The organism is Halorientalis sp. (assembly GCF_028275115.1).
Classification (GTDB): Archaea; Halobacteriota; Halobacteria; order Halobacteriales; family Haloarculaceae; genus Halorientalis.
Map to the genome: position 1 here is coordinate 1 of NZ_JAQCNH010000108.1, position 24,506 is coordinate 24,506.

Annotated in this window: 25 protein-coding genes and 1 tRNA gene; 11 read left to right on the forward strand and 15 right to left on the reverse strand. The window is 64.9% G+C overall.

Annotated elements, in window-relative coordinates; translation table 11 throughout:
- Positions 1-1,863: PKD domain-containing protein (locus Q0964_RS14520; RefSeq protein ID WP_299268933.1), on the forward strand; the 1,863-nt coding region annotated here is incomplete at its 5' end.
- A gap of 2 nt (positions 1,864-1,865) precedes the next feature.
- Here the strand turns inward: Q0964_RS14520 and Q0964_RS14525 are convergent.
- On the reverse strand, positions 1,866-2,588 hold the full coding sequence (locus Q0964_RS14525) for a CAP domain-containing protein (protein ID WP_299268935.1): 723 nt from the start codon (positions 2,586-2,588) through the stop codon (positions 1,866-1,868).
- A 212-nt stretch (positions 2,589-2,800) separates the two neighbouring features.
- On the opposite strand from Q0964_RS14525, the gene Q0964_RS14530 reads away from it, so the two are divergent.
- The 3 genes from Q0964_RS14530 to Q0964_RS14540 all read left to right on the forward strand — a co-directional run bounded on the left by Q0964_RS14530 (position 2,801) and on the right by Q0964_RS14540 (position 6,222).
- On the forward strand, positions 2,801-3,427 hold the full coding sequence (locus Q0964_RS14530) for a hypothetical protein (protein ID WP_299268938.1): 627 nt from the start codon (positions 2,801-2,803) through the stop codon (positions 3,425-3,427).
- A 72-nt stretch (positions 3,428-3,499) separates the two neighbouring features.
- Positions 3,500-4,843 (forward strand): hydroxymethylglutaryl-CoA synthase, encoded by a 1,344-nt coding sequence (gene hmgB / locus Q0964_RS14535; RefSeq protein ID WP_299268940.1) that lies wholly within the window; start codon positions 3,500-3,502, stop codon positions 4,841-4,843.
- Positions 4,844-5,001: 158 nt separating this feature from the next.
- Positions 5,002-6,222, forward strand: a complete 1,221-nt coding sequence (locus Q0964_RS14540) for a hypothetical protein (RefSeq protein ID WP_299268942.1) — start codon at positions 5,002-5,004, stop codon at positions 6,220-6,222.
- Between the two features lie 81 nt (positions 6,223-6,303).
- On the opposite strand, the gene Q0964_RS14545 is transcribed toward Q0964_RS14540, so the two are convergent.
- The gene (locus Q0964_RS14545) at positions 6,304-7,596 is read right to left on the reverse strand and encodes an RNA-guided endonuclease InsQ/TnpB family protein (RefSeq protein WP_299268944.1); all 1,293 of its coding nucleotides are present in this window, start codon (positions 7,594-7,596) and stop codon (positions 6,304-6,306) included.
- Positions 7,597-7,888: 292 nt separating this feature from the next.
- Between Q0964_RS14545 and Q0964_RS14550 the strand changes: the two genes are divergently transcribed.
- Positions 7,889-9,295: an alpha/beta hydrolase family protein gene (locus tag Q0964_RS14550; RefSeq protein ID WP_299268946.1), complete on the forward strand. Its 1,407-nt coding sequence runs from the start codon at positions 7,889-7,891 to the stop codon at positions 9,293-9,295.
- A gap of 19 nt (positions 9,296-9,314) precedes the next feature.
- On the opposite strand, the gene Q0964_RS14555 is transcribed toward Q0964_RS14550, so the two are convergent.
- Entirely contained in the window at positions 9,315-10,022 is a 708-nt protein-coding gene (locus Q0964_RS14555; RefSeq protein WP_299268948.1) for a helix-turn-helix domain-containing protein, read from the reverse strand.
- A gap of 96 nt (positions 10,023-10,118) precedes the next feature.
- On the opposite strand from Q0964_RS14555, the gene Q0964_RS14560 reads away from it, so the two are divergent.
- On the forward strand, positions 10,119-10,748 hold the full coding sequence (locus tag Q0964_RS14560) for a metal-dependent hydrolase (RefSeq protein WP_299268951.1): 630 nt from the start codon (positions 10,119-10,121) through the stop codon (positions 10,746-10,748).
- A gap of 110 nt (positions 10,749-10,858) precedes the next feature.
- Here Q0964_RS14560 and Q0964_RS14565 read toward each other — a convergent pair whose 3' ends face one another.
- Positions 10,859-11,308: a DUF7978 family protein gene (locus tag Q0964_RS14565; RefSeq protein ID WP_299268956.1), complete on the reverse strand. Its 450-nt coding sequence runs from the start codon at positions 11,306-11,308 to the stop codon at positions 10,859-10,861.
- 306 nt (positions 11,309-11,614) lie between these two features.
- Between Q0964_RS14565 and Q0964_RS14570 the strand changes: the two genes are divergently transcribed.
- Positions 11,615-13,141 (forward strand): replication factor C large subunit, encoded by a 1,527-nt coding sequence (locus tag Q0964_RS14570; RefSeq protein ID WP_299268958.1) that lies wholly within the window; start codon positions 11,615-11,617, stop codon positions 13,139-13,141.
- 21 nt (positions 13,142-13,162) lie between these two features.
- On the opposite strand, the gene Q0964_RS14575 is transcribed toward Q0964_RS14570, so the two are convergent.
- Positions 13,163-13,672, reverse strand: coding sequence for a COX15/CtaA family protein (locus Q0964_RS14575; protein ID WP_299268960.1), 510 nt, complete (start codon positions 13,670-13,672; stop codon positions 13,163-13,165).
- A gap of 123 nt (positions 13,673-13,795) precedes the next feature.
- Between Q0964_RS14575 and Q0964_RS14580 the strand changes: the two genes are divergently transcribed.
- Entirely contained in the window at positions 13,796-16,054 is a 2,259-nt protein-coding gene (locus tag Q0964_RS14580) for an NADP-dependent malic enzyme (RefSeq protein ID WP_299268963.1), read from the forward strand.
- Between the two features lie 106 nt (positions 16,055-16,160).
- Here the strand turns inward: Q0964_RS14580 and Q0964_RS14585 are convergent, their stop codons facing one another.
- Both Q0964_RS14585 and Q0964_RS14590 read right to left on the reverse strand, forming a co-directional pair.
- Entirely contained in the window at positions 16,161-16,556 is a 396-nt protein-coding gene (locus Q0964_RS14585) for a hypothetical protein (protein WP_299268965.1), read from the reverse strand.
- A gap of 42 nt (positions 16,557-16,598) precedes the next feature.
- Complete coding sequence (locus Q0964_RS14590) at positions 16,599-17,240, reverse strand: ribonuclease H (RefSeq protein WP_299268967.1); 642 nt, start codon at positions 17,238-17,240, stop codon at positions 16,599-16,601.
- Between the two features lie 119 nt (positions 17,241-17,359).
- Here Q0964_RS14590 and Q0964_RS14595 point away from each other — a divergent pair, with 119 nt between their 5' ends.
- Positions 17,360-17,566, forward strand: a complete 207-nt coding sequence (locus Q0964_RS14595) for a CBS domain-containing protein (RefSeq protein WP_299268969.1) — start codon at positions 17,360-17,362, stop codon at positions 17,564-17,566.
- A 3-nt stretch (positions 17,567-17,569) separates the two neighbouring features.
- Here Q0964_RS14595 and Q0964_RS14600 read toward each other — a convergent pair whose 3' ends face one another.
- From Q0964_RS14600 to Q0964_RS14625, 6 genes are all read right to left on the reverse strand, one after another.
- On the reverse strand, positions 17,570-17,830 hold the full coding sequence (locus Q0964_RS14600; protein ID WP_299268971.1) for a DUF8028 family protein: 261 nt from the start codon (positions 17,828-17,830) through the stop codon (positions 17,570-17,572).
- 258 nt (positions 17,831-18,088) lie between these two features.
- Positions 18,089-18,355, reverse strand: a complete 267-nt coding sequence (locus Q0964_RS14605; protein ID WP_299268973.1) for a helix-turn-helix domain-containing protein — start codon at positions 18,353-18,355, stop codon at positions 18,089-18,091.
- Between the two features lie 36 nt (positions 18,356-18,391).
- Complete coding sequence (locus tag Q0964_RS14610) at positions 18,392-18,820, reverse strand: DUF8009 family protein (protein WP_299268975.1); 429 nt, start codon at positions 18,818-18,820, stop codon at positions 18,392-18,394.
- A gap of 45 nt (positions 18,821-18,865) precedes the next feature.
- Positions 18,866-19,834 carry a methyl-accepting chemotaxis protein gene (locus Q0964_RS14615; protein WP_299268977.1) on the reverse strand — a complete coding sequence of 323 codons (969 nt, stop codon included), beginning with the start codon at positions 19,832-19,834 and terminating at the stop codon, positions 18,866-18,868.
- 90 nt (positions 19,835-19,924) lie between these two features.
- Positions 19,925-21,541: a bacterio-opsin activator domain-containing protein gene (locus Q0964_RS14620; RefSeq protein ID WP_299268979.1), complete on the reverse strand. Its 1,617-nt coding sequence runs from the start codon at positions 21,539-21,541 to the stop codon at positions 19,925-19,927.
- A 94-nt stretch (positions 21,542-21,635) separates the two neighbouring features.
- Complete coding sequence (locus Q0964_RS14625; protein WP_299268981.1) at positions 21,636-22,340, reverse strand: 5-formyltetrahydrofolate cyclo-ligase; 705 nt, start codon at positions 22,338-22,340, stop codon at positions 21,636-21,638.
- 110 nt (positions 22,341-22,450) lie between these two features.
- On the opposite strand from Q0964_RS14625, the gene Q0964_RS14630 reads away from it, so the two are divergent.
- Positions 22,451-22,627 (forward strand): hypothetical protein, encoded by a 177-nt coding sequence (locus Q0964_RS14630; RefSeq protein WP_299268982.1) that lies wholly within the window; start codon positions 22,451-22,453, stop codon positions 22,625-22,627.
- Between the two features lie 97 nt (positions 22,628-22,724).
- Here Q0964_RS14630 and Q0964_RS14635 read toward each other — a convergent pair.
- Positions 22,725-22,865: transfer RNA gene (locus tag Q0964_RS14635), tRNA-Met, on the reverse strand.
- A 179-nt stretch (positions 22,866-23,044) separates the two neighbouring features.
- Between Q0964_RS14635 and Q0964_RS14640 the strand changes: the two genes are divergently transcribed.
- Positions 23,045-24,118 carry a DUF7115 domain-containing protein gene (locus Q0964_RS14640; RefSeq protein WP_299268983.1) on the forward strand — a complete coding sequence of 358 codons (1,074 nt, stop codon included), beginning with the start codon at positions 23,045-23,047 and terminating at the stop codon, positions 24,116-24,118.
- On the opposite strand, the gene Q0964_RS14645 is transcribed toward Q0964_RS14640, so the two are convergent.
- Positions 24,115-24,477 carry a DUF5830 family protein gene (locus tag Q0964_RS14645; RefSeq protein WP_299268984.1) on the reverse strand — a complete coding sequence of 121 codons (363 nt, stop codon included), beginning with the start codon at positions 24,475-24,477 and terminating at the stop codon, positions 24,115-24,117. The genes Q0964_RS14640 and Q0964_RS14645 overlap by 4 nt on opposite strands.
- Positions 24,478-24,506 lie beyond the last annotated feature (29 nt).

A 24,506-nucleotide genomic window follows, 5' to 3' on the forward strand; every position in this document is an offset into this window, starting at 1 on the left:
TTCGTCGTCCCGGACCAGAACCGCGAGGTGGAGTTCAACCACAACCAGGAGGTCCAGCAGGATGTGCAGGACCTCAGAAACGCGATCGTGTCGATGACGGGTGATCGAAACGGGCGTTCTGTCTCGGTGACGCTCGGCACGCAGTACCCGAGCAGACTGGTCACGCTCAATCCGGGGCCACCAGCAGGAACCCTGCGGGCAGTGGGAACGACGAACCAGAGTGTGGGGTTCAACCTCACGAACGTCGTCGCCGTCGACGGCGACACCGACGACTTCTGGGACGGTACCCGACGGTCGTACAACACAGGGCGCATCGTCTATGACCCCAATTACAACGTCTACGACAGTTCCCCGAGAACTGTGTACGGACAGACCGTCCTGTACAACCGGTTCGCCGACGGCGCGGCAGCGCGGACGGGTCAGCTCCTGATCGACGGGACCGACCTGTCCGTCGTGACCGTCAACGGCTCGCTCAGCCGGACAGGAGCTGACGCCACTGCGGTGGACGTGAACCCGATCAGTTCAAGCGGCGACGCCATCGACGTGGAGGACGGGAGCAACCCGATCGAGTTGACCTTCCAGTCGGGCCTGCCGGCGGCCCAGTGGGAACGACTCCTCGAGTCCGAGTACGATCCGGACGGCTCGGATCCCGAGAAGTACGTCAGCGGCATCGCCGAGACGCAACTCTCGGAGGAAACCTACGAGATCACGCTGACGCTCGAACCCGCCGAGTACGATCTCACGATGACGAAAGTCGGCGTCGGGACGGGGGCCACGGACGAGTCCGACGCGTACCTGACTGCGGTCACCACCGACCCAAGTTCGACGACGGGGTCGACGAGCGAGGTCGTCCTCGAAGTCCGCGATCAGTACAACAACCCGGTCGAGGGTGTGACTGTCGAGGGTGGGGTCGCGCCCGGCGAGGATGGGAGCGTCGACGGGCAGGACCAGTCTGACGACGACGGGCGCGTCCAGTTCGAGTACACCGCGCCCGGCACGACGGGGACGAACCAGCTCAACTTCAGCCTCCAGCCCCTGGGTCCGGCGTTCGCCGACGGGCGGGCGAGCGACGTGTCGCTGAGCGTCGAGGTGACGGCCGGCGGTTCGACGAATCCCTCCGGTCCGGAGGAGAGCGGCCTGATCTACAACGACGACGCGACACAGGACCCGACCACTACCGGCGGCGTTGACTTTACAGTCACCAACGAAGTCGGGGAGCGCATCGAGATTACGGAGGTCTCGGTCGATCCAGTCGACGGTGAAATCTCGTCACTCGACGATACCGTTGCGAACCCAATTTCACCACCGTCGGCAACGGAGAGCGAACTCTACGTCTCCGCAGACGGTGACGGGTACGTCGATACAGGGGCAGAAGCTGAACTCCCGGTCTCGTTCGACCTCGACGACGGAAGTTACTACTGGAGCAACGGGAACCCGGAGCTGTCGGCCGGGTCGGACGCGACGTTCGACCTGTACGAATTCCGGGACTCGGCGGGCGATCAGCTCGACATGGACGGTCGGAGCGTCACCATCACCGCGTTCTACCGGCCGACGGCCGGGGGGCAGACGGACCGCTCGACGTTCACCATCCGGCCCGGTGGCACCGGCGGGAATCAGGTCCCGACGGCCGATCTCCAGATCAGCACTGCGAGCGGAAACAGCCAGTACAACCTCGACGGAAGTGGCTCCTCCGATCCCGACGGCTCGATCACGAGCTACGAGTGGGACCTGGACGACGACGGAATATTCGACGATGCCACCGGGCAGACGCCTGGAAAGACCAAGATCGATGCAGGTCGCGTCTCCCTCCGTGTGACTGACGACAGCGGGGATGCGGACACGGCGACGAAGGCCGTCCCCTGACGTCAGCAGAGCGCGACGGTGACGTATGCGATGCCGTCGGCCGTCACGACCCCGGTCCCGACGTGGTTCGCGTTCCGGATTGTCAGCGTCTCCCGCGAGGTGCGATCCGCGAACCAGCGGTCGACGACGGCGTTCGCCGTCACCGTCTCGTTCGTCCCGTTCGGATCGACGCTCGTGACGAGTTCCAGGTCCGAGAGCGGGCGCAGGTACGACTCGTACTGGTGGCGCATTCGACAGGACGAGTCGAGGCCGACCGCCGCGTAGTGGTCGGCGGGCCTCGTCTCGCCGGCCGTCGGCGCGGCGAGGTGTAGACGCGCCATGCGGGCGCTGTGGTTGCGCGCGAGCGTTCCGAGTCGCCGTGCGACCGTGGTGTTCGTTTCGAGAGTCCCGTCCAGGACGTCGTTCCGGATGGGATTGTGACGGTAGTCGTTGATCGCAGCGGCCAGCGCACGTTCGAGTCGTGTTTCGTTCAGCGCCCCCTCGTCCGCTTCGTCGGGCGCATCGACTGCTGCGGACTGGCCCGAGGGGGTGACCGTAACCGACTCGGCTACGGCCCTTTCGGTGGACGTTTCACCGGTATCGGTGTCGGTAGTCGTCACTGGTGGTGGTGTCCCGGACGGGGAGTTGGCGACCCGTTCCGGGGTCGACTGCAGTCCGTCGGCGACGACCGGGAGCGACACGGCGACCGTGAGGAGGAGTAGCGACGCGGCGATCGCACGCTTCATGCTGTCGAGCGAACGGCGGGCGGACCGTCGGTGCGCTCACGCGTGTGGATGTCTCGCGGTAGGCCGGTCATCATGGAACGAAAGTTCTCTTGACATACTCGGCCGCCGCGATAAAATATGTTTCGCGTCTTTCACTGGTAGATACGCACAGAATCGCCACTCTGAGCCCGATACGTCAAAAACATCTTTGCGCTGGCTCCGAATGCGGACGTATGAGTAGGCTGTCGCGTCGCCGATTCGGGCTGGCCGTTCTGTCGGTACTCTCCGCTGGGTGTGTCAGCGACCAGTCGCCACGAGACACCGAGACGAGTGAACCGGCGCCACGGGCCGGCCGCCAGCCGACGTCCACGGCCGACCAGGCGACCGATACGGTGGCCGAAACCGACGCCGAAACAGCCACGCCGACAGTGGACCGGCCGGAAGCACAGTTCAGCGTCGGTGACCAGCAGCGTCGGTCCCGCGTGACCGGTGGGCAGTTTATGCTCGACGAGAACAGCTACGAGAACTTCGCCGTGGACCTCGAATCGACCGCGGCCCTCACCTACGACATGATCGTGCGGCGCGGCCCGCCGGTGGATGTGCTCGTGTTCACCCGCGAAGAGTTCGGCGCGTTCCAGCGGCGCCACCGCGCACGTCACCTGGGCGAAGTGAGTACCTTCCACGCGACGAACGTCAGAAACGAGTCGGTGACTGTCTCCCCGGGCGAGTACCACATCGTCGTCAACAACACCGACTGGCCACGGGCCGTCCCGAACGGTGGCGAGCAGTACTCCCAGCTCGAAGACGACGCCCTCGTCGACTTCGACCTCCGGTGGGAACCGGTCGACACTGCGGAGTGAGCCGAACTTCTTTCGACAATCGTCGATAGTTTAGTCGACAATATATTATACCACGTTCCCCGACTTAGAGGTATGACAGCGGTCGGCATCGACGCCGTGGAGATCAGGACGGGGAAGCTAAAACTAGACCTGGCGGAGACGTTCGCGCCCGCGAAGGGCGAGTCGCCGGAGAAGTACACCGAAGGACTGGGCCTGCACTCCAGTTCGTTCCCGGACACCTACGAGGATATCGTGACCATGGGGGCCAACGCAGCCCACCGGTTGATGGAGCGCAACGGGTTGGAGCCTGGTGATATCGGTCGGATCGACGTGGCAACCGAGAGCGCGTTCGACAACTCCAAACCCGTCTCGACGTACATCGCGGGCTGTCTGGAGCAGGTGTACGGCGGCGACTTCCACCACGCGAACAAGGGCGAGCGGAAGTTCGCGTGCGTGGCGGGCACCCAGAGCATCGACGACGCGTACAACTGGATCCGCGCGGGCCGTCACCGCGGCCGGAAGGCCATCGTCGTCGCGACCGACACGGCGCTGTACGCCCGGGGCGACCCGGGCGAGGCGACCCAGGGCGCGGGCGCGGTCGCACTGTTGATCAGCGAGGACCCAGATCTGGTCGAGCTATCGCCCGAACAGGGCTTCGGCAGCGCGGACGAAACGGACTTCCTCAAACCCAACCAGCAGTTCCCGTCGGTCGACGGGAAACGGTCGGTCCAGGTGTACCTCGCGCGAATGCGCGAAGCCGTCGAGGACTTCGAGTCGGTGTGGGGCGAGGTCGGCCCCGAGACGTTCACACTCGTCCCGTTCCACACGCCGTTCCCAGGGATGGTCCGGAAGGCCGCACTGCTCGGCTTCCGGCACATGATCCGGGACACGGGTGTCGAGGAGCAACTGGCCCAGGACATCGGGCGTCAGCCCCGGCCCGAAGCGTTCGACGACGAGAAGGCGTTCAGGGACTCTATTCGCGAGTACACGGACAAACTCAAACAGACAGACACCTACGCGGGGTGGTACGACGACGTGATCGAGCCGACGCTCACCATCTCCCGGGAGGTCGGAAACTGGTACACCGGCTCCGTTCACGTCGCTCGCATCAGCGGTCTCAAAGTGGCCCTGGACGCCGGTGCGGACATGACCGGCGAGCGCCTACTCGTTGGCTCCTACGGGAGCGGCGCACAGGCGGAGATCCACGCCGAGACCGTCCAGCCGGGCTGGGAAGACGAGATCGAACAGCTCAGTATCGACGAGCAACTCGGCAGGCGCTACCCGCTGTCGTTCGAGGAGTACGAGCACATCCACGACGTCCACAACCACGACAAGGAGCGACAGGCCGACGCCGAGGAGTTCACGACGCCCGATGCAGAGTTCGTCTTCGACGGCTGGGGCCGGATGGGTGAGCGGAAGTACCGCTACGTGGAGTAACCACACATTACAACTCGCCGTTTTCGATTTTGATACCTTGTTCTCGTAGCAGCAGCCCGAACGCTCCGGGTGGCCGGGACGAATCCGACCCAGTCAAAACTATCGATAATGATAAAATTAACGGGGGATTCAAACCGGGCGAGGAACAATTCACTAGTATGGTACATCCAGCGGAGAGCGCGTTCGTCGGCGCGATCGTCGGGCTGGTCACGGTGCTGGTCGCGTTCCCGACGCGGGTCGGACGGCTGTTCGCACCCGCAGGTGAGGTCGTCGTCGACGGAATCCGCTGGGCCAGTGAAGCACTCCCGTACTGGGCATTCATCGTGACGGTCTTTCTCGGGACGATGTTCGTCACCGTGTTCGTCGCCTACGAGTTCGCCAAAGTGGGCTACGCGGCGGTCAGGCGGGCTGGTCCCCGGACGAAACGCATCGTCCGGTTCGTCTCGCCGAACACGCCAATCGGGAAAGCGGCCTTCGCGTTCTGTTTCACCGTTCTCTTTCTCATCGGTTCGGTCGGGGCACTCCCGTACGTGATTGGCGACCTCGGCGAGAGTAGCGCCGTCAGCAACGCCGGGAACTTCACGGACGGAAACGACCCACAGACCGCGCTCGAAGACGCCAGCGAGCGGATGGACGACGTGCTCTCCGGTGACGTTGCGACACAGGGCGGCGTCGAGGGTGCGAGCGACGACGAGCGCGCGTACGACCAGCCCCAACCGGACAGCGACGGCGACCGCCTCGAGGACAGCTGGGAGCGCCGTGAGCGGACACCGGGCGGCGCGGAACTCCCGAACGCCGACCCCGGCCGGATGGACCTGTACGTCCAATTCGACTACGGCAGTTACACCCACCCCCTCTCGAATCGCGAGAAGCAGGCGCTCAAGCAGGTCTGGGCGGAGATGCCCGTTGAAAACCCCGATGGGTCCACCGGCATCACCCTCCACATCGACGACGGGCGCGACGACGGCTACGGTGGTGCCATCGGCAGCGAAGTGTCGGTATCCGGCGAGCGCGTCGAAGGCGTCCACCAGTACTACACCGCTCAGAACCTCGGCCCACGGCGCTGCCAGTACCACCAAGTCGTCGTCGGCGAGGTCCGCGGTGGCAGTCAGGTCGGCTTCGCCAGCGCCCCCGGCTTCGGTAGCGTCGTCGACGACGAGCGACAGGCCTACAACGGCGACGTTCCCTTCCGCGTCCACGTCATCACCCACGAACTCCTCCACAACGTCGTCGGTGAAGTCGACGGCGGCACCCACACCAGCGAGGGCTGGCTCTCCCCGACCGTCGACGCCGACGAGGCTTTTCTCTCCGACGCCGCCGGACGCGAACTGAACGGCGGGCTGGCCGGGTCGGCGTCCTATCAGGACAATCTCTGTTAACCCACTGTTTTCCGTCCAGCGGTGGGCATCACCCACCCAATCTGTACAGATGCCACCGAGATCAGCGTGCGAGAGAGCGTGTCAGCTACCCACCGCTGAAGCGGTGGGCTTGTCGGTGGACTCCCGTTCTGCCGACACGGGAGTGTCGGACGCTACGTCAGTCGCGTTCACGGTCATCACCCCCGAGTTCAGGGCGTACTGACAGAACGCCCCTCCAGCAGGGGACTTCTGCCCCCGCTGGAGTTGAAGCGCGAGCTTCCGGGCGATATTCTTCGTCGCGTTGTAATCTGCGTTCGCAGTATAAGAACAGTCCAAGCAGGCGAAGTGTTGCCCGTCACGGTTTTCCTCGAGCGTACAGCCACATTTCGAGCATTGCTGGCTCGTGTAGGACGGTTCGACTGTCTCGACCACGATGCCGTGTTCGTCGGCTTTGTACGCAACTTGTTCCTGTAACGCACGGAATGCCCACTGCTGGAATTTCTTGCCGTCGCTGATGCACTCTCGAATCTGTGCCAGGTCCTCGAACGCGATGTGCGTACAGCCGTGGCGTTCGGCCTCTGCAACGAGTTCTTTCGAACACCGATGCAGGTAGTCACGGCTCCAGCGACCGAACCTGTCACCGATGCGCTGATAGGTCAGGTGGGCGCTTCGCGTCCCGGTCTGTTGCAGGCTGGCACGCCGTTTCTCGAACTCGCGGCGCTTGTGGTTGAGGTAGTCGGCGTTGCCGACGAATGCGCCTGTCGAGGTCACGGCGATATGGTCGTCAACGTTGCAGTCCACGCCAAGGACTCTCGAATCCTCGGCTTTCTCAGGACTGCTCGCGTCGAGTTCCCGTTCCATCGCCGCGTGGAGGTAGAATTCGCCGGCGTCGCTGTCGTAGTGGACGGTGCTGGTCGAAAACGAGTAGTTCTCGTTCAGCAGGTACTCGCCGTGTGGCGTTCCCTCGGGGTCGTTGGGCAGGTCGTACTCGCATTCGACTCTGCCGTTGACGGTAGCGAGACTTACCTTATCGCGGTAGTAGGTGGCGGCGCGCTTGTCGTAGGCGATGCTGAACGTGTCGTATTCGGGCCTGCTGGTGGTCTCGCCCTCGGCAAGTCGGTCAACGCAATTGCCAATATCGTCGGTGGCGCGTTTGATGGCTTTCTGGACGAGGTTCGCGTGCAAGCCGTCCGTTTCGTCGCGGAGGTCGTCGTAGATACCGGCTTCCGCTTCACTCTTGCTGGTCACGCAGTCTTCGTCGGGATGGCGCCACGCCCAGTCTGCGGTGCGGTTCGCACAGTACTGGAATTTGGAGTTGGTAGCGTGGAGGTCGCTCTTTCGGTCGTCGGGCACGTCGAGACGGACGCGAACCGTTCGAGTCACCTCCCACGCCATATGTCACAGTAGTATCTATTCCTTATTAATGTTTTATACTACGTTGGGAGTCAGAAATGCTGATACTGGTGGATCGTTGCACGGAGCGTACGCGCTTGCTCCCACGGCTAAAGCCGTGGGCATCCGCGCTGTATCCGCTGACTCTTTGATCGCTCGCTGCCCCCACTACGGCTCCGGTGAACCGGTCTCACACGGCCACCGGTGTCGGTCACTTGCGGCTGGTCGAGGCGGTGTTTCATGACGCGAAACACGCTACCGGTATCCATCTTCCCGGGTGGATACAGTGTAGACAATGACGTCCCCCGACAGGCGGACCTTCCTCGGCAGTCTCGCGAGTATCGTCCTCGCCGGCAGTTTCGCGGGTTGTAACGAGTCGACGGACAACACGCCGACCGCCGGAGTAACTCCGACCGAATCACCCACCGAGACGGCGAGTCCGACGCCAACGGACGCCGCCACAGCGCAGGCGTTCGTCCGTGACCTCAGCGATGGCGGATACCGGCGGGCACGTGAGCGACTCACCACGGACGCCGCGACTCGGTTGTCGGCGAACACGCTCGAGCGACTCTGGCTCGGACTCACCGCACAACACGGTGCGCTCCGGGAGGTCGTGGGCGCCAAGCGTACGACAGAGACGGGGCGTCCAGTGGCCATCGTGACCGCTCGCTGTGACGAGGCAGACCAGTCCGTGCGATGTACCTTCGATGAGGGAGATATCGACACGGTTCGGTTCCCGGCGGAGTACAGTCCGCCGGCCTACGCGGACGAGTCGGCGTTCACGGAACGCACGGTCACCGTCGAGGGGACCGGGTGCTCACTCCCCGGGACGCTCAGCGTTCCCGGAGGGGTCGCTGGAAGCGCGGGCGGACGTGCGGATGCTGGCGGGACGGTTCCCGGGGTCGTCCTCGTTCACGGCAGTGGGGCGCACGGCCGTGACGAGACGATCGGTCCAAACAAGCCGTTCAGAGACCTGGCGTGGGGACTTGCTACTCGTGGTGTAGCGGTCCTGCGCTACGAGAAGCGGACGGCGGCCTGCGACGTCCCACCTGGCGACCGGGACGTAAACAACATCGTCGTCGAGGACGCCGTTCAGGCGGTCGACCTGCTCGGCGCACAGGACGAGATCGACCCGGACCGACGATACGTCGTCGGCCACAGCCTCGGTGCCACCTGCACGCCGCGGATCGCCGAGCGCACGGCCCTCGCGGGCGGGGCGATGTTAGCCGCGAACGCCCGGCCGATAACTGCTGTCGTGCGTGATCAGCGACGGTACCTCCTCTCGGTTACCGGGGAGCTCAGCGAGGCGGAGAGAGAGAAGATCGCGACCCTCGACGAGACACTCGTCCGGGTCGAGAACGGCGACGTCGCCCCTGACGAACGAGTCATGGGTCTCCCGGGGTCGTGGTGGTCGAGTCTGCTCGCTTACGACCAGGTTGCGACAGCAAAGCGCGTCGAGACGCCACTGGCGTTCTTCCAGGGCGGGCGCGATTACCAGGTCACCGAGGAAGACGACTTCGCACAGTGGCGGTCGGACCTCGGCGACGCCGCGAACACGAGCACGTTTCTGTACCCGGACCTCTCGCATCTCTTCCAGTCCGGTACCGAGCCGTCGCTGGGCGCCGAGTACAGTTTCCACGACAACGTTGCCGACTCCGTGGTAACCGACATCGCTGCTTGGGTCGACCGGAGCGGCAGATAGGCCGTCCTCGAACTCACTCTCAGGGCAACTCGCGCATCCCGTCGAGCATCGTCGGCAGGTCCGTCGTCGTCACGGCCAGCGAGAAGCCGTCGATGCGGGCCAGTCGCGGCGCGTGCTCCCAGAGGCTGTCCTCGTCGAGGCCGTGGAGGACGATAGCGTTGGGCGTGGGCGTGACGACACGCATCGCCACCAGTGGAGACTCCCCGCGCGTGACGTTCGTGAACACCAGCGCGCGGTTGGTCGACTGCCCGTAGAGCCGGTAGAACTCCTCACTGGAGAGGCGAGTAATCGCCTCGATACTGTCGATGACGGTGTGGCCGGCGACGGTCGCCTGCGACCCCTCGACCAGTTCCGTCGCGCCGATGGTGTCGTGGTACCGCTCTATCGGGATGGTCGCGGGGTACTCCCGGAGGTCGTGGACGATTTCGCTGTCGAACCCGGCCGAGAGGACCCGTGCGTGCTGGCGGATACGTCCGCCACCGCGACCCTCGTCGATGTCGAGCAGAGCCCCGACGATGCGCTCTATGACGCCGATGCCTGGACTCTGCCGGCGGCCGCTCTCGTAGTCGGAGATAACCGACGAGGAAACCGCTAGCGTGTCGGCCAGTTCGGTCTGGGACACGTCGAAGTCGGTCCGCCACTTCCGCAGGGTCGCGCCCGGGTCGTTGCTGAGCGTGATCTCACCGGCGATTTTCTCGGCGAGTTCACGCCGTGGCCCGCGTCCCATATCGCCAGTGGGCGCACTCAACGGCTTTAATGTACCGGCACAGCAGAGAGGGTGACCCACCGGAAGCGATTTGCCGACCAAGCCGATAACGTCGCTATGCCATCGACGGTGGTGCATCTCGCCTTCGGGGGTATCCTCGCCGCCGCATTACTCGGAGACACCTTCTCCCGCCGGAGTTTGGCCGTCGTCTTCGCCGTCGTAACCTTCGCCGACCTGGACGTGTTCGTTGGGTTGGCGATTCCGGGCGCTCACCGTGCGGCGTTCCACACACTGCTTCTCCCAGTCGTCGCAACCGGCCTCCTCTACTATGACCTGCGGCGAACTCGACCGTGGCTCACGACCCGGTTCGGGACGCAGGCACCGCGTGTGGCCTGGACCGCCATCGTGGCGTTCGTCTTCGCGGCGGTCGGACTCGACCTGTTCACCAGTTGGGGTGCCAACCCGTTCTACCCGCTCGTCGACCAGTTCTACTCGGTCGGCGGGACACTCGAATACTCCACACAGCGGGGGCTCGTCCAGACGTTCGTCGAAATCGGCGGTCCCGAACCCGGCCCGCAGCAACTAGGCACGACCGACACCTACCACGTCAACAGCGGCGTCGATCCAACCGCCGGGAGCGAACCCGAGAACGTCGACCGCGTATTTCCTGTCGCACAGTCGGGCTGGCAACTCCTGCTCGTCCTCACCAGCCCCGTCGTCCTGTGGGCTCGTGCCCGGCAGGATTAGTTCGTCTGACCCGCGACGGCGTTCCCGAGCGCGCCCAGCACGAGGGAGGAGACCGGCCCCGCGAGGACCAGTGCGAGCAGCGTGTCCGGGCTGACGAAACTCGCCTCACCCTAGCGGAAGAGAGACGCGCCGACGACAGCGAGCGGGAGGTACCCAACCGCGACCGTCGCGCCCGCCTTCGCCGAACTGGCCGGGTCGGCGGTCCCGAGGCGACGGCGGCCGACGGCGAGTCCCGCCCCGAACAGGAGGAGAGCAGGGAGCAGATACAGCACGGCCGAGAACGCGTCGACCTGCGCGATGCGGTCGACGCTACTGGACCCGCCGAAGAGAGGCCTCCACCTCGAACACCGTCGGGACCAGGTGGGCATGTAGAACACCCAGCCCACCGCCTGATAGGTCACGTCCTGTCCGGCGATGGCCTCCACAGCCCGGTTCCCCAGCGATTCGCGGACGTCTCCCCCGACCAGCAGATACGTGAAGACGTACCCGAGCAGGTACGCGCCCACGCCGGCGACGGTGCCTGTACGCAGTGGTAACGCACGAATCTGCTCCGTATTCATACGCTCCACCCCACCGTCCCACGGAATGAGCCTTGTGGCACCCACCGGCCAGCGCAGGGTGTAGTCGAGTGAACACGCTGCACACCCCGTCTCGTTCGTGGCCCCGTGTTCCACGCCACCCAGTGCAGGAGCCGAACCGATTCTCACAGACGGAGTCGCCACGGACTGGTAGTCAGCGGGAGAGCGTCGGGGCCAGACGTGGACGGAGCTCCACACCGACTCGGCGTCGTCCGACCGCTTCCCGGAGCGGGTAGCCTGGCTCTCTGCACCGTAGAAGCTAAACGCGGCCCGTGCTTCCCCTCGATAATGAGTGACTGGACGGAGAAATACCGCCCGTCGACGCTCTCCGAGCTCCGGGGCAACGACAAGGCCCGCGACACCCTACGGGAGTGGGGCCAGACCTGGGACGAGCACGGGGAGGCGGCCATCGTACACGGCAGTCCCGGAATCGGAAAGACCTCGGCGGCCCACGCGCTGGCCAGCGACATGGGCTGGGACGTCGTCGAACTCAACGCCAGCGACTCCCGGACGAAAGACGACATCGAGCGCCTGGCCGGCCGTGCCGTCAAGAACACGACACTGGGCGAGTCCGGCAAACAGCTCATCATCGTCGACGAGGCCGACAACTTCCACGGTAACGTTGACCGCGGCGGGTCACGAGCGGTCACGTCCATCGTCAGAGAGGCAGGCCAGCCGATGGTCCTCATCGCCAACGACTTCTACGAGATGTCGAACACTCTCCGGAACGCCTGCCGGGAGATTGAATTCCGGGACATCTCCGCCCGCTCTATCGTTCCCGTCCTCCGGGACGTGTGCCGTAAAGAGGACATCGAGTTCGAGCAGGAGGCGCTGTCGGCCATCGCCGAGTCCAACAGCGGCGACCTGCGGGGGGCGGTCAACGACCTGCAGGCGCTGGCACAGGGCCGGACCGAACTCCAGGCCGAGGACGTGGTCACCGGCCAACGAGACCGAACGAACGGCGTCTTCGACTACCTCGACACCGTCATCAAGAAGGCGGACGCAGAGGGGGCGCTGAAAGCGTCCTACGACGTCGACGAGACGCCGGACGACCTCATCAACTGGATCGAGGACAACATGCCCAAAGACTACGAAGGTCGGGAGTTGGCCCGCGCCTACGACTTCCTCGCCAACGCCGACCGCTGGCTGGGGCGAGTGCGGGCGACACAGGACTACTCCTACTGGCGGTACGCCGGCGACAACATGACCGCCGGCGTCGCCGCCGCTCGGGGCGGCGAGAAGGGCGGGTGGACTCGCTACGGCCCACCGAGCTACTGGTCGAAACTCGGTCGCTCGCGGGGCACCCGTCAGAAACGCGACTACGTGGCCCGGAAAGTCGCCGAACACCTCGGCGTCAGCATGGCCACCGCCCGCCGCGATGTCGTTCCCCACCTGGCAGCGATGACTCACCACTGCAAGAACCGCGAACTCACCGTGGCGATGACCGCCCGGTACGACCTGGACGCCGAACACGTCGCCTTCGTTACCGGTTCCGGCGAGGATACCAACAAAGTCCAGGACATCGTCGACGACGCCGAGCGACTCCGAGAGGACGCCGCAGTCGAACACTCCGAGGGCGCCTTCGAGGGCGGCCGCGCCGGGGCGACGGACGACGGGACCGACGACAGAAACGAGGACACAGAGGCCACAGCTACGGCCGACGGGACCGACGGGAGTGACGACCGCGACGGGCAGGCGACGCTCGCCGCGAACGCGGGGTCCGAGGAATCGGACGGCGAACCCGGCGAAGCGGAACCGGGAGAGGAGGAAACGGGCGCGGACGACCAGCAGTCGGGGCTGGGCGACTTCGTGTAACGGCTCGAAACGGAGTCGTGGTCAGAGTTGGACTGGTCCGGACGAACCGTCGGCGCTGGCGTCGGTGTCCGGGTCGGTTGCGGTGTCGGCCACGGGTGTTGCGCTCTGGAACGCCCAGGCAGTCGTCGCGGTCATGGCCGCGAAGATGGTCAACGCGGCAGTGTGGTGGAGGACCTGTGCGACGGGTCCGTAGGCCCAGATGGTGTTCGCGCCGAGCAACACCTGCATGGGCAGAACGGCGAGGGCGACGGTCGAGGCCCAGCGAACGTCGGCCCGAGGCTGGTGTTTCCAGGCGGCGTAGGTCGTGCCGATAATCATGAAGCCGGTAACCATCGCGACGAATCTGTGGAACCACTCGACGAAACTCGGCCAGTCGGCCGGGAACAGACCGAATACGGCGCCGTTGCAGAGCGGCCAGCGTGCCCCACAGGACAGTCCCGCACCGATTGCACCGGTGTACACGCCGAGTAAGATGAGCGAGAACGTCATGCCCATCGTCGTCGCGGCGAGGTGGCGAAAGCCAAGTCGCATAATCGGTTCTCAGGTTTGCACCTACTTATGTTCGGCCCTTCGTCCTCGCGACTCGGGGGCACTCGACGAACGTCGAACATTATTTTCGGTTACCTTTTTACGCTGGCAAGGTCCCCATAATGCATGGGACTAGACGAGGATTCACTCGACTATCACCGGGAGGACCCCCCGGGAAAGCTGGAGATTTCGACGACGAAGCCAACCAACACACAGCGCGATCTGAGCCTCGCATACTCGCCGGGCGTCGCCGCCCCCTGCCGCGCGATTCGGGACAACCCCAACGACGCGTTCACCTACACTGCAAAGGGGAATCTCGTCGGCGTCGTCTCCGACGGCACCGCGGTGCTCGGTCTGGGCGACATCGGTGCACAGGCCTCCAAACCCGTGATGGAAGGGAAAGGCGTCCTGTTCAAGCGCTTCGCCGACATCGACGTGTTCGACATCGAACTCGAGGACGCCGACACCGAGGAGATGATCCGCTCGATCAGTTCGATGGAGCCGACCTTCGGTGGGATCAATCTGGAGGATATCAAGGCCCCCGAGTGTTTCGAGGTCGAGGGCCGCCTGCGCGAGGAGATGGACATCCCCATTTTCCACGACGACCAGCACGGCACCGCCATCATTTCCGGGGCGGCTCTGCTCAACGCCACCGATATCGCCGGCAAGGACCTCTCGGAACTGGATATCGTCTTCTCCGGTGCCGGCGCGAGCGCCATCGCGACCGCGCGCTTCTACATCTCGCTGGGCGCGAACCGCGAGAACATCACCATGTGTGACTCCTCGGGCATCATCACCCAGGCCCGCGCCGAGAACGACGACGTCAACGAGTTCAAAAAGGAGTTCGCACGGGACGTGCCCGAAGGGGACCTATCGGACGCGATGATCAACGCTGACGTGTTCGTTGGCCTCTCGGTCGGCGGAATCGTCTCGACGGAGATGGTCCAGTCGATGGGCGACGACCCGATCATCTTCGCGATGGCCAATCCCGACCCCGAGATCGGCTACGAGGACGCCAAACAGGCCCGCGACGACACCGTCATCATGGCGACTGGCCGTTCGGACTACCCGAATCAGGTCAACAACGTCCTCGGGTTCCCGTTCATTTTCCGTGGCGCACTCGACGTGCGCGCGACCGAAATCAACGAGGAGATGAAGCGGGCCGCCGCCGAGGCCCTCGCCGACCTGGCCCGTCAGGACGTGCCCGACGCCGTCGTCAAGGCCTACGGCGACCAGCCGCTGAAGTACGGCCCGGAGTACGTCATCCCGAAGCCGCTTGACCCCCGTGTGCTGTTCGAGGTCGCGCCGGCCGTCGCGGAGGCCGCCATGGACAGCGGAGCCGCCCGCGTCGACATCGAACACGAGGCGTACGTCGAACAGCTCGAAGCTCGCCTCGGCAAGTCGAGAGAGATGATGCGGGTCGTCCTCAACAAAGCTAAAAACGACCCGAAGCGGGTCGTCCTCGCGGAGGGCGACGACGAGAAGATGATTCGTGCGGCCTACCAGATGGCCGACCAGGGGGTCGCCGAACCCATCCTGATCGGCGACCGCGAGCGCATCTGGGCGATCATGGAGACGCTGGCGCTCGATTTCGACCCCGAGATCGTCGACCCCGGCGAAGGCAGCCTCGAACCGTACGCAGAACGACTGTACGACCTCCGACAGCGCGAAGGGATCACCCGCCGTGAGGCCGGCGAACTCGTTCAGGACGGCAATTACCTCGGGAGCGTCATGGTGGAGATGGGCGACGCCGACGCCATGCTAACGGGGCTGATGCACAACTACCCCTCGGCGCTCAAGCCGCCGCTCCAGATCGTCGGCACCGCCGACGACGCCAACTACGCCGCCGGCGTCTACATGCTTACGTTCAAGAACCGCGTCGTGTTCTGTGTCGACACCACCGTCAACCAGAGCCCCGACGCGGAGGTCCTCTCGGAGGTGACCTGCCACGCCGCCGAACTGGCCCGTCGATTCAATATCGAGCCCCGGGCGGCGATGCTGTCGTACTCGAACTTCGGGAGCGTCGACAACGAGGGGACGCGCAAGCCCCGGACGGCCGCCGAACTCCTCCGAAGCGACCCGGCGGTCGATTTCCCCGTCGACGGAGAGATGCAGGCCGACACGGCTGTCGTCAAGGACATCCTCAGCGGGACGTACGATTTTTCGGACCTGGAAGAACCCGCGAACATTCTCGTGTTCCCCAACCTCGAAGCCGGCAACATCGGCTACAAACTCCTCCAGCGCCTCGGTGGCGCGGAGGCCATCGGCCCGATGCTCGTCGGTATGGACAAACCCGTCCACGTCCTCCAGCGTGGCGACGAGGTCAAAGACATCGTGAACCTGGCGAGTGTGGCCGTCGTCGACGCTCAGCAGAACGACTACTAGCCACCGCTGTATGTCGGTGGTACGCGATGGGCACCGCCACCTGCACGAAGTTGGGTCAGAAACTGTTTCGCGTGCGGATGCTCGGCGCGACGGCTCTCGACCGTACTCACTCGGTCCGAAGCAATGCTAGCTGTTTCTCGGTCTCGAAGTAGTACTCGGCGGCCAGGCCGGTCCAGAGGAACACGACGACGCCGACCGTCACGGAGGCCGGGACGCCGACAGGTGAGAGGAGTCTGGCGGCGGCCAGGCCGACGGCCAGCATCGTCACCAGAAAAACGTACTCGTCGAGTGGGTCGGTGGCCAACCGGACGGTGTCGAGGTACGCGTAGCCGAGTCCGGCGGCAGCGCCGACGACAACCCCGAGCAGGGACCACACCACCGGCCCGTCCGGGAACAGTCCCGGCCACAACTCGACCACGACGTAGATGGTCAGCGCGAGCGTCAGCACTCCTGCCTGCACGACTGACGACACCGGCTCCCAGAACCCCCCGTCGCTCCCCATTGCCACATCGTGGTAACGGCCAGTATCTTAAATCTTGCCGCGTCAGTCGCTGGCACCGCGGTCCGACCGGGACGGTGGTGGCACCTGCTCCTCGGTCGGAGCCTCTGGAATAACACAGCGGTCGGGTTCGTGGTTGACGTGTGCGTACTGGTCCGGCGCGTTCGCCAGCGGGTGGGCCGGGTTCACGTCACTGGAGATACGAGCGGCTCGGATTTCGTCGAATCCGTTGATCCGGGCGCGAATCCCTCGCCAGTGGTGGTTCGTAGCCGCCGGCACGGAGACGGCGGGGTTCCAGTCGGCTCCACGGGAGTCGATGACGGCCTGGTTGACGTTGCCTGCCAGATCGTCGTGGTCGATCAGGAGGCCGACGCGAGCGTCGGTTGGTGCTCGCGCCGCAAGGACGTCGAGTCCCAGGTGGAGCGCGCGGTACTCGGCGACGTTGTTGTCGGGTGCGCTGTCCGTGACAGAGAGCCGCGCCACGCGTTCCCCGTCGCGTGTCTCGATAACCGCACCGAGACCACCGTCGGGTTCGTCCCCGCCCCCGACTGCGCCACGCCGGTTTCTGTAGGAGCCGTCCGTGGCGAGATAGAAATCTCGATGGTGGGTGCGAGGGGGGTGTGCGATGTGTGGCGTCGGCGACTCGTCGAACAGGTCCCGAAGGGACGGCCGGCCGTAAGCGGCCATACATATTGTATAGACGCGAAGCATTTTAAATATATGGCCCGCCGCGGCGAACGGCCGGGTGCTCACGGGGATACTCGAAGGCCGGAACGCCTACTACCGGACCGACCGTCGCCCCGCCCATGCTCACTGCCCGTGACAGCATGACGGCTGACGTGGAGGCGGTCACGCCCGACGGCGGTATCGACCACGTGCTGGACCTGCTGGCCGACCGCGACCGGGACGTCGGTCGCCTGCCGGTCGTCGAGGACGGTCGGGTCGTCGGTATCATCGCAGGTGAAGACCGACTCCGGGCGCTACGCGACGAGCGAGTCGAAAACGGGGAGTAAGAATCAGTCGTGGTAGCGGTGGCCGATGACTGCGGCGACCACGTTCAGGACGAGCAGGCCGACGAACGCACCGGCCATCGACCTGCTCCGGAGACCGTAGGCCAGAAGCGGGAGGTAGAGGAATGGAAGGACAATCGCGGACCAGAAGGCGAGACCGGTCACACCGGCTTTCAGACCGGTCCCGTACTGCGCCAGCGCGGGGCGGATGTCGCTCACTGGCGGGAACAGTTTCCGTTCGTTACTGGAGGGACTTGACGATGCCATCGTATCGTTCTACTCTACAGTAGAATAGCTGACCCCTTATAGTTGGTCGAGCCTTCGGCTCGTTTCGATTTATTTCATCTACGCACTGACGGCGATCCGACGTTTCACGACGGGCACAGAGTGGCGGATAAATTTTATACTCGAACCTGACGCCGTCACGTCGAATCACAGGTGACCATTATTCCGAGCACAGACGGTTGGAACGGCTCGGGCCGGCTACGCGATAGCAGACGGTGATACTGGAGTCCGCGTCGGCTACTAGGGCGTCTCGAGTTCGGAGCGCAGTCTATCCCGGGCCGCCGAGTCGAGGTCGGCGACTGCGCGGTCGGTGAACGGGGAGGCGAGAAGCGTCGCGAGCGCACGGTCGGTTTTCTCGCGAATACGGTCGATGGCCTTCTCGGTAGACTCAACGGACTCGTCCCGTTCGGTGGCGATCTCGTCGGCGGAGTGGCCGTCGTCAAGCATCGCCGCGACCTCGCGTTCGCCGTGGCTCAGAATCGACGAGTCGGACGTGGCATCGGGCATGCCGGCGATTCGGTGGGGACAGACAAAACAGTGGCGTCAGCCAAGCACGGTGACGCCGACCTCGTGAGGGCCGACTCGCGTCTCGAGGGTGACGGTATCGACGAAGTGATCGGTGACGGCTTTACGCCAGGCGGTAACGGCCTCGGCGTGACGCTCGCGGTGGCGCTCGCGGGTGTACTCCACGGTCTCGTCGTCGCGCAGGTCGTCCTCGGTCTCGGCGGGGGTCGGGTACGGCGGCGCGGACTCGCCCACGAACGTGTTGGGGTCGACGTGAATCGGCGCGGGTTCGTCGTACTCGGCGGCGCCGTCGCGGTGGATTCGAGCGCGCATCCGTCCGCTGAACGGCGGTGTCACTCGCAGGACTGGGTCCTGTCCGCTCCGGCGGACCGCTTCCAGTGCGGTGACGACGTCCTCGGCGGCGACGGCGAGCGAGCGTATCGCCGTCGGATCGGGTGACCCGGTCATGGGGGTAAGGTGGCAGTCCACAGTCTTGAGCGTTCCCGTCCCCACTCAGTCACCGGTCGCGCTTCGTCGTTGTGCGTCCCCGACCAGGTCGTCGATAGCCCGGTCGATGTCGACCACTTCGTCGGTCTGGTCCTCGAGGTCGTCGGTGATCCGGTCGAGGGCGTCGACCACATCTGCGGCGTTGTCGGTCGATGTATCGACCATGCTGGCGACTTCCTCGGTCGAGGCGGCCTGCTCGTCGGTCGCAGTGGCGACTTCTTCGATTCCGTTGTTGACCTCCCGGACGGTCTCGCTGATAGCTTCGAGCGTGCCCATAGCGTCGTCGACCGACTCGATGCCACCCTCGATTCGCTCGTTGTTCTGTTCGAGACTCCCGACAGCCTGCTCGGTGTTCTCCTGTATCTCGTCGATCATGGCCTCGATTTCGCCGGCCTGGGTCTGTGACTCGCCGGCGAGGTCTTTGATCTCGTCGGCGACGACGGCGAACCCCTCTCCGGCCTGGCCGGCGCGGGCGGCCTCGATAGAGGCGTTCAGCGCGAGGATGTTCGTCTGGTCGGCGATGTCGTTGATAATCTCGACGATCTCGTCGATCTCCTGGACGCTCGACTGAATGGTCCGTACGTCTTCTGCGACGCTATCGGCCGCCGCCTGTATCTCCTCCATCGCGTGGACGACTTCCTCGGCCGAGTTCTGCCCCTCGTCGGCGAGGTCTCGGGCTTCTTTGCTGGCGGCAGCGACCTCCTCCGCGGAGGAGGCGATCTGCTCGACCGAGGCCGACAGCGTCGACACCTCGCTCGTTACTTCGGACAGTCCCTGGTGTTGGTCGCGGGCCAACCGCGAGACTTCCCGGGTTTCCTCGGCGATCTCGGTCGACGACCGCTCCAGGTCGGCGATCGAGGTCTGAATCTCGGTCGCCGCGTCGTGATCGTACGTCCGGTCGCCGTCGACATCCTGTTCGCTCTCGTCCTGGATATTTCGGCCGAAGCCGGCGTCTGTGCCGTCGTCACGGGACATTCTTACAGAATAAACGAGTAGTTGGAACAAAACGGTGGCTACCCGGCTGTCAGAATTGATAACTCACTGCCTCGGTCGCGTGTCGGCCGGTTACTGTCGGTCACGCTCGAAAAAGGAGTCGAGCAGTTTCCGCTCGGCGACGCGGAGGTGCTGGTGGAAGGTAGACCGGGAGATGTCCATCATCGCGGCGAGTTCGTCGCCGTCGACGGCCCGCGGCCAGTCGAAGAAGCCGCTGTGATACGCCGTCCGGAGCGCGGTGAGCTGTCGGTCGGTGAGGCGTTCCTCGAGGCCTGCCCGGAACTCCTGGCGGGTCTGAACCGGGCGTTCGTGTTCGTGATAGCTCGAGAGTTCGGTCCCTTCGTGGCGATCCGCGATCAGTTCGAAGAGCGCTCTAGCGTCGGCCTCGCGGGATAGTTCGACGGTGAACGTCGTCACGCCATCGTCGCTCATCACTTCCTTGGTGACCGCTCCCCTGTCGACGAGCAGTTCTACGAGCGACCCCTCGAGCGTCAGTTGTACGAGACAGTCGTCGTCGTGTTCGGCCAGCACCGTCAGGTCGGTGACGGCGTCCGCTTCGGCCGCGAACGAACGGATGACCTCGGGACCACAGCCCTCGACGGTGTAAAACTCCCGGAGCATGCCGCCCGAACCGTAGACCGAACCGGAGTAGGAGAACCGGCAGTCGAGTTCGGTCGAAGCGGCGTTGAGCAGGAGCGTCGGGTCGTCGACGGTGAACTCCATCTCGACGATTCGGTCGGCTGTGAGCGTTCGCTTGCTCTCTAGCGCGTCGATGGCGTTGGCGATGACCCGTCCGAGTGCCTCCAGCACGACCTGCTCGCGCTCGTCGAAGGCGTCGGGGTGGCCTGCACACACCGTGAGAACGCCGTACTCGCTCTCTCGGCTGCCGATCGGGACCGAGATGAGTGCCTCAATTCCCGCGTCCCCGTAGCGTCGCCCGACAGCCGACCCGCTGTCGACTGTCGTGACGATGTGCCCGCTCCCAGTCGCGAACGCCCGCGCGCTCGGCGTCGGTGCCTCGGCGTCGAGCACGACCGACTCATCGTCGAGGTTCACGTCGGCCGACCCGGCCGCCGCCCGCACGCGTAACTGTTCCTCGGAGATACCAGCACTACCGACCCAGGCGAACACGTACGGGTCGGTGTCGGCCAGTCGTTCACAGACTCCGTGTTCGATTTCGTCTCTAGAGACCGACTCGATCAACAACTGGGTGATATCTTGAACGAGACCGTTGATGCGGTCGACCAGATGTTCGAGATTCTGCCGCTCCTGCTGGGCCTGCCGGGCGTTCTCTTGAGCCTCCAGTTCGGCGAGCCGACGGTCCGTGATGTCGATGTGCGCGACGGTCGCGAAGTTGCCGTCGCCGATAGTAAACGGCGTCGCGCGCATCAGGAACCAGCTCTGTTGCTCCGGTGTGTGGCAGGGATATTCGAGAGTGAACTCCTCGCACTCGCCGTCGAGGACGCGCCTGATCCCCCTGACCGCCTCGACTGCGTGGTCGTCCACGGTCGGATCGACCGAATCGAAGTAGTTGACCCCCTCCGCGTCCGCGTCAGTGCCAGCAGCCCCGTTTCTCGGAGTCCCCCAAGAACCGTTGGTGAACAGAATGTGTCCCTCCTCATCCAGCACAGCGATCTGGCTCGACAGCGTATCGAGGGCTGCTCTGGCTATCGATTCGGTTACTTCCATTCAATCCCTTTCGGGTCTGCAGCGGCATAAAAATCCCCCAATACAGCCGCAATCGACCCCAGGTGCGGCGGCGTGACCGGCCACCGAGCCGCCGTCATTCGGGCGCGAATCGCGAGAGCACCGGAATCTCCGCGCGGCGCTCGGCCGAAAGCGAGTTCCAGTCGATGCCTGCCGGTTTCTCACCGCCACCAGTCCGGAGCGTTCGCCCGGGCGTCACGACCACGTCGAGCGGCACGTCGTGGTCGTCCGCCGACCCGTCTGCCTCGACCAGTTGTCGCCCGTGAACGGTCGTCACGACCGGTGTCGCCCCGTCGACCAGACCTGATTCCCGCAGGACTGCGAACTCCAGGTCGCTGTACCCTTCGCCTTTGCCCACCCGTGCACCGTCGGCGGTGACGGCGACGCTCCCCGAGACGACCAGGTCTATCTCGGGCATCTCGTCGGGAGCCACCTGGACGCCCGCCTCGGCGGAGCCACCGACCGTCGTCGCGTGGTCGATGTCCTCGACCTCGTCGGGAGCGAGCCGCAGGAAGCACTTCTCGTCACGCAGTCGCGGCACAGCCATGTAGACGGTCTTCCCCTGTCGCAGGGCCGCACGCCGGACCGGGAGCTGTGGCGCGTCGGGGTTGGCCTTGATGACGTCGGCGTCGGCCCAGACCCCGGTGTCGGCCAGTCGCTCGGCGGCGTCGTCCGCACCCGCGAAGTTAGGGATACGCCCGTGTGGCGGGAAGGGAAACCGAGCGTCCTCGCTCGCCTCAAGTTCGTCCCAGACGCGTTCACGGAGGGCCTCCTTGTCCATACCCGATACCAGCGGCGCCACCGTCTTTAGCCTTCAGGACGACGGTGCCGTATCAAACGGCCGTAACATGATGGCACAACGGCTACGACTTCGTCTCACGATTCAATAGTATGAGTGGTGCCGACAGGACCGGTGGCGAAGAGGGGGATCGCGGTTCTACGACCGAAACGCGGGGACGGCCGACGGTGACGACCATCGACGGGGCGTCGGACCGGACCGTGTTCACCGAGTCGGGTAACACCGACGCTTGGATCGCGACCGATTGCGTCACCGACGTGCCGCGATAACCACCCGGTCGGCCAGTTCCGTTCGGACACCGGCTAGCAACAGCCTCGAGTTTCTCACCGTTTCGTCACTCACGGCGTTCGTGACCTGTAGTAAGAATGCCCGGGGAGGGCTCCGAACCCTCGATCTCCGCATGTCCCAGGTTCGAGGCTGACGGGCCTCACGGGACGGGGAGCGACGCCGCGCACGAGTCTCGAATCCCTATGAGTGCGGCGCTATGTCCAGCTAAGCCACCCGGGCTCGGTCTGCACCCGAATATTGACGAGTGGCCGTCTTTAACTTTCCCATCTCCGTGCGGCTATCCCCGCTGCCGCAAGCGAATCCCACACACGGCGCGTGCCGGCGCGACGGGTGTCGTGGGCGGACTCTGAGGTCAAACCACCCGCGGATTTAAGCCACCCGGCAAGTACACAACGAGCATGGAGATTCCTGACCTCGTCCGGGACGCGCTCGGGGGCGAGGACATCGAGTTGGGCGTCAACCTCGGTGACGAGGACGTCGTCTATCTCACGCCGACCCGGACGCTGCTGTACCGGGCCGAAGGGCTGTTGAGCGACGAGAAAGCCCGGGAGTTCCCCCACGATGTGGAGGGGCTGGACGTAAAGGAAGGGCGTCGAAAGACGAAGTTCGTCCTCGAGTACGTCGAGGGCACGCGCACGTTCGGCGTCCCGAGCGGCAGAGACGGAGCAGTGCTGGAACTGCTGTTGACCGGCATCCTTCGAGCCGACGACGTGGCCGACCCCGACGAGTCCGTCGCCGGGGCCTTTCGGTTCAGCGAACTCGTGTTGATCGTCACCGACAAGCGGGTCGTCCGTCACATCGGCTCGGCGGTCTGGACGGAGGACTTCGAGGAGTATCCCTTCGCCGACCTCACCGGCCTCTCCTTCGAGCAGGGCAACGTCGCGACGGAGGTCATCCTCGAAGTCGAGGGGCGACCGAAACGGATCAAGACCCCGAACGAGCGAGCGCGCAGGGTCCAACAGGTCGTCGAGAACGCCGTCTTCGACTTCTACGAGGTCGGTAGCCTGGAGAGACTGAACGCAACCATCGGCGTCGACGAGGAGACGGAGAGCGACGGCAGCAACGGTCGCAGCGACATCGACATCGGCGGCGGAATCGACCCGCTGGTCTCTGGCGACGAGAGCGGGAGAGAGGACAGGAGTTCCGAGCGCCCCACGGCGGACGGGTCGGCCGAGTCCGGCTCACGGAGTGGGTCACAGTCTCACCCCGAAACCGGGACCGACCCGACGTCCGGGTCGGCCGGGACGCGGGAGCAGTCCGCCGACGCTGGTGGCGGTCGGTCGACGGGGGGCCAGTCCGGTGCGAGTCGGTCCGCCGCCGGCCAGAGCGACGTGGCGAGTCAGCGCGACCTCAACGCCGTGGAGGCCCAGCTCACCGAGTTGACGACGGCGGTCGAACGCCACAACGAGTTGCTCGAACAGCAACAACGGACGATCAACAAACTCATCGAGGAGTTACGCGAGGGCCGTTAGTCCTCTCGGCCGGTCACTTTCCGGATACAGGAGGAGCCGAAGGGCCCGTGTTCCCCCGCATCGAACGTGATGAAGTAACCCGTCGACAGCCCGGCACCGCAGCGGCGACAGGAGAACTCCCCCGCTTTCGCGATCACGTCCGTCTCGAAGCTCACGTACTCGTGACTCGTCGGACGGACCGTTCCGTCCTCGCGCTCGACGATACCCCGGGCGACGGCCGTGTCCAGGATTTCACGCTGGACGTTGGGGTCGGTCGTGACTGTCTCGATCCGGTCGAGTGCCGCGGCGACCGACAGGGAGTCGTGTTCGAGGCTGGCGAGCAACTCCAGGCCGAGTTCCACCGGGTCGACGTCCCGCACACTCACCACTGCGACTGCGAGTTGATTAA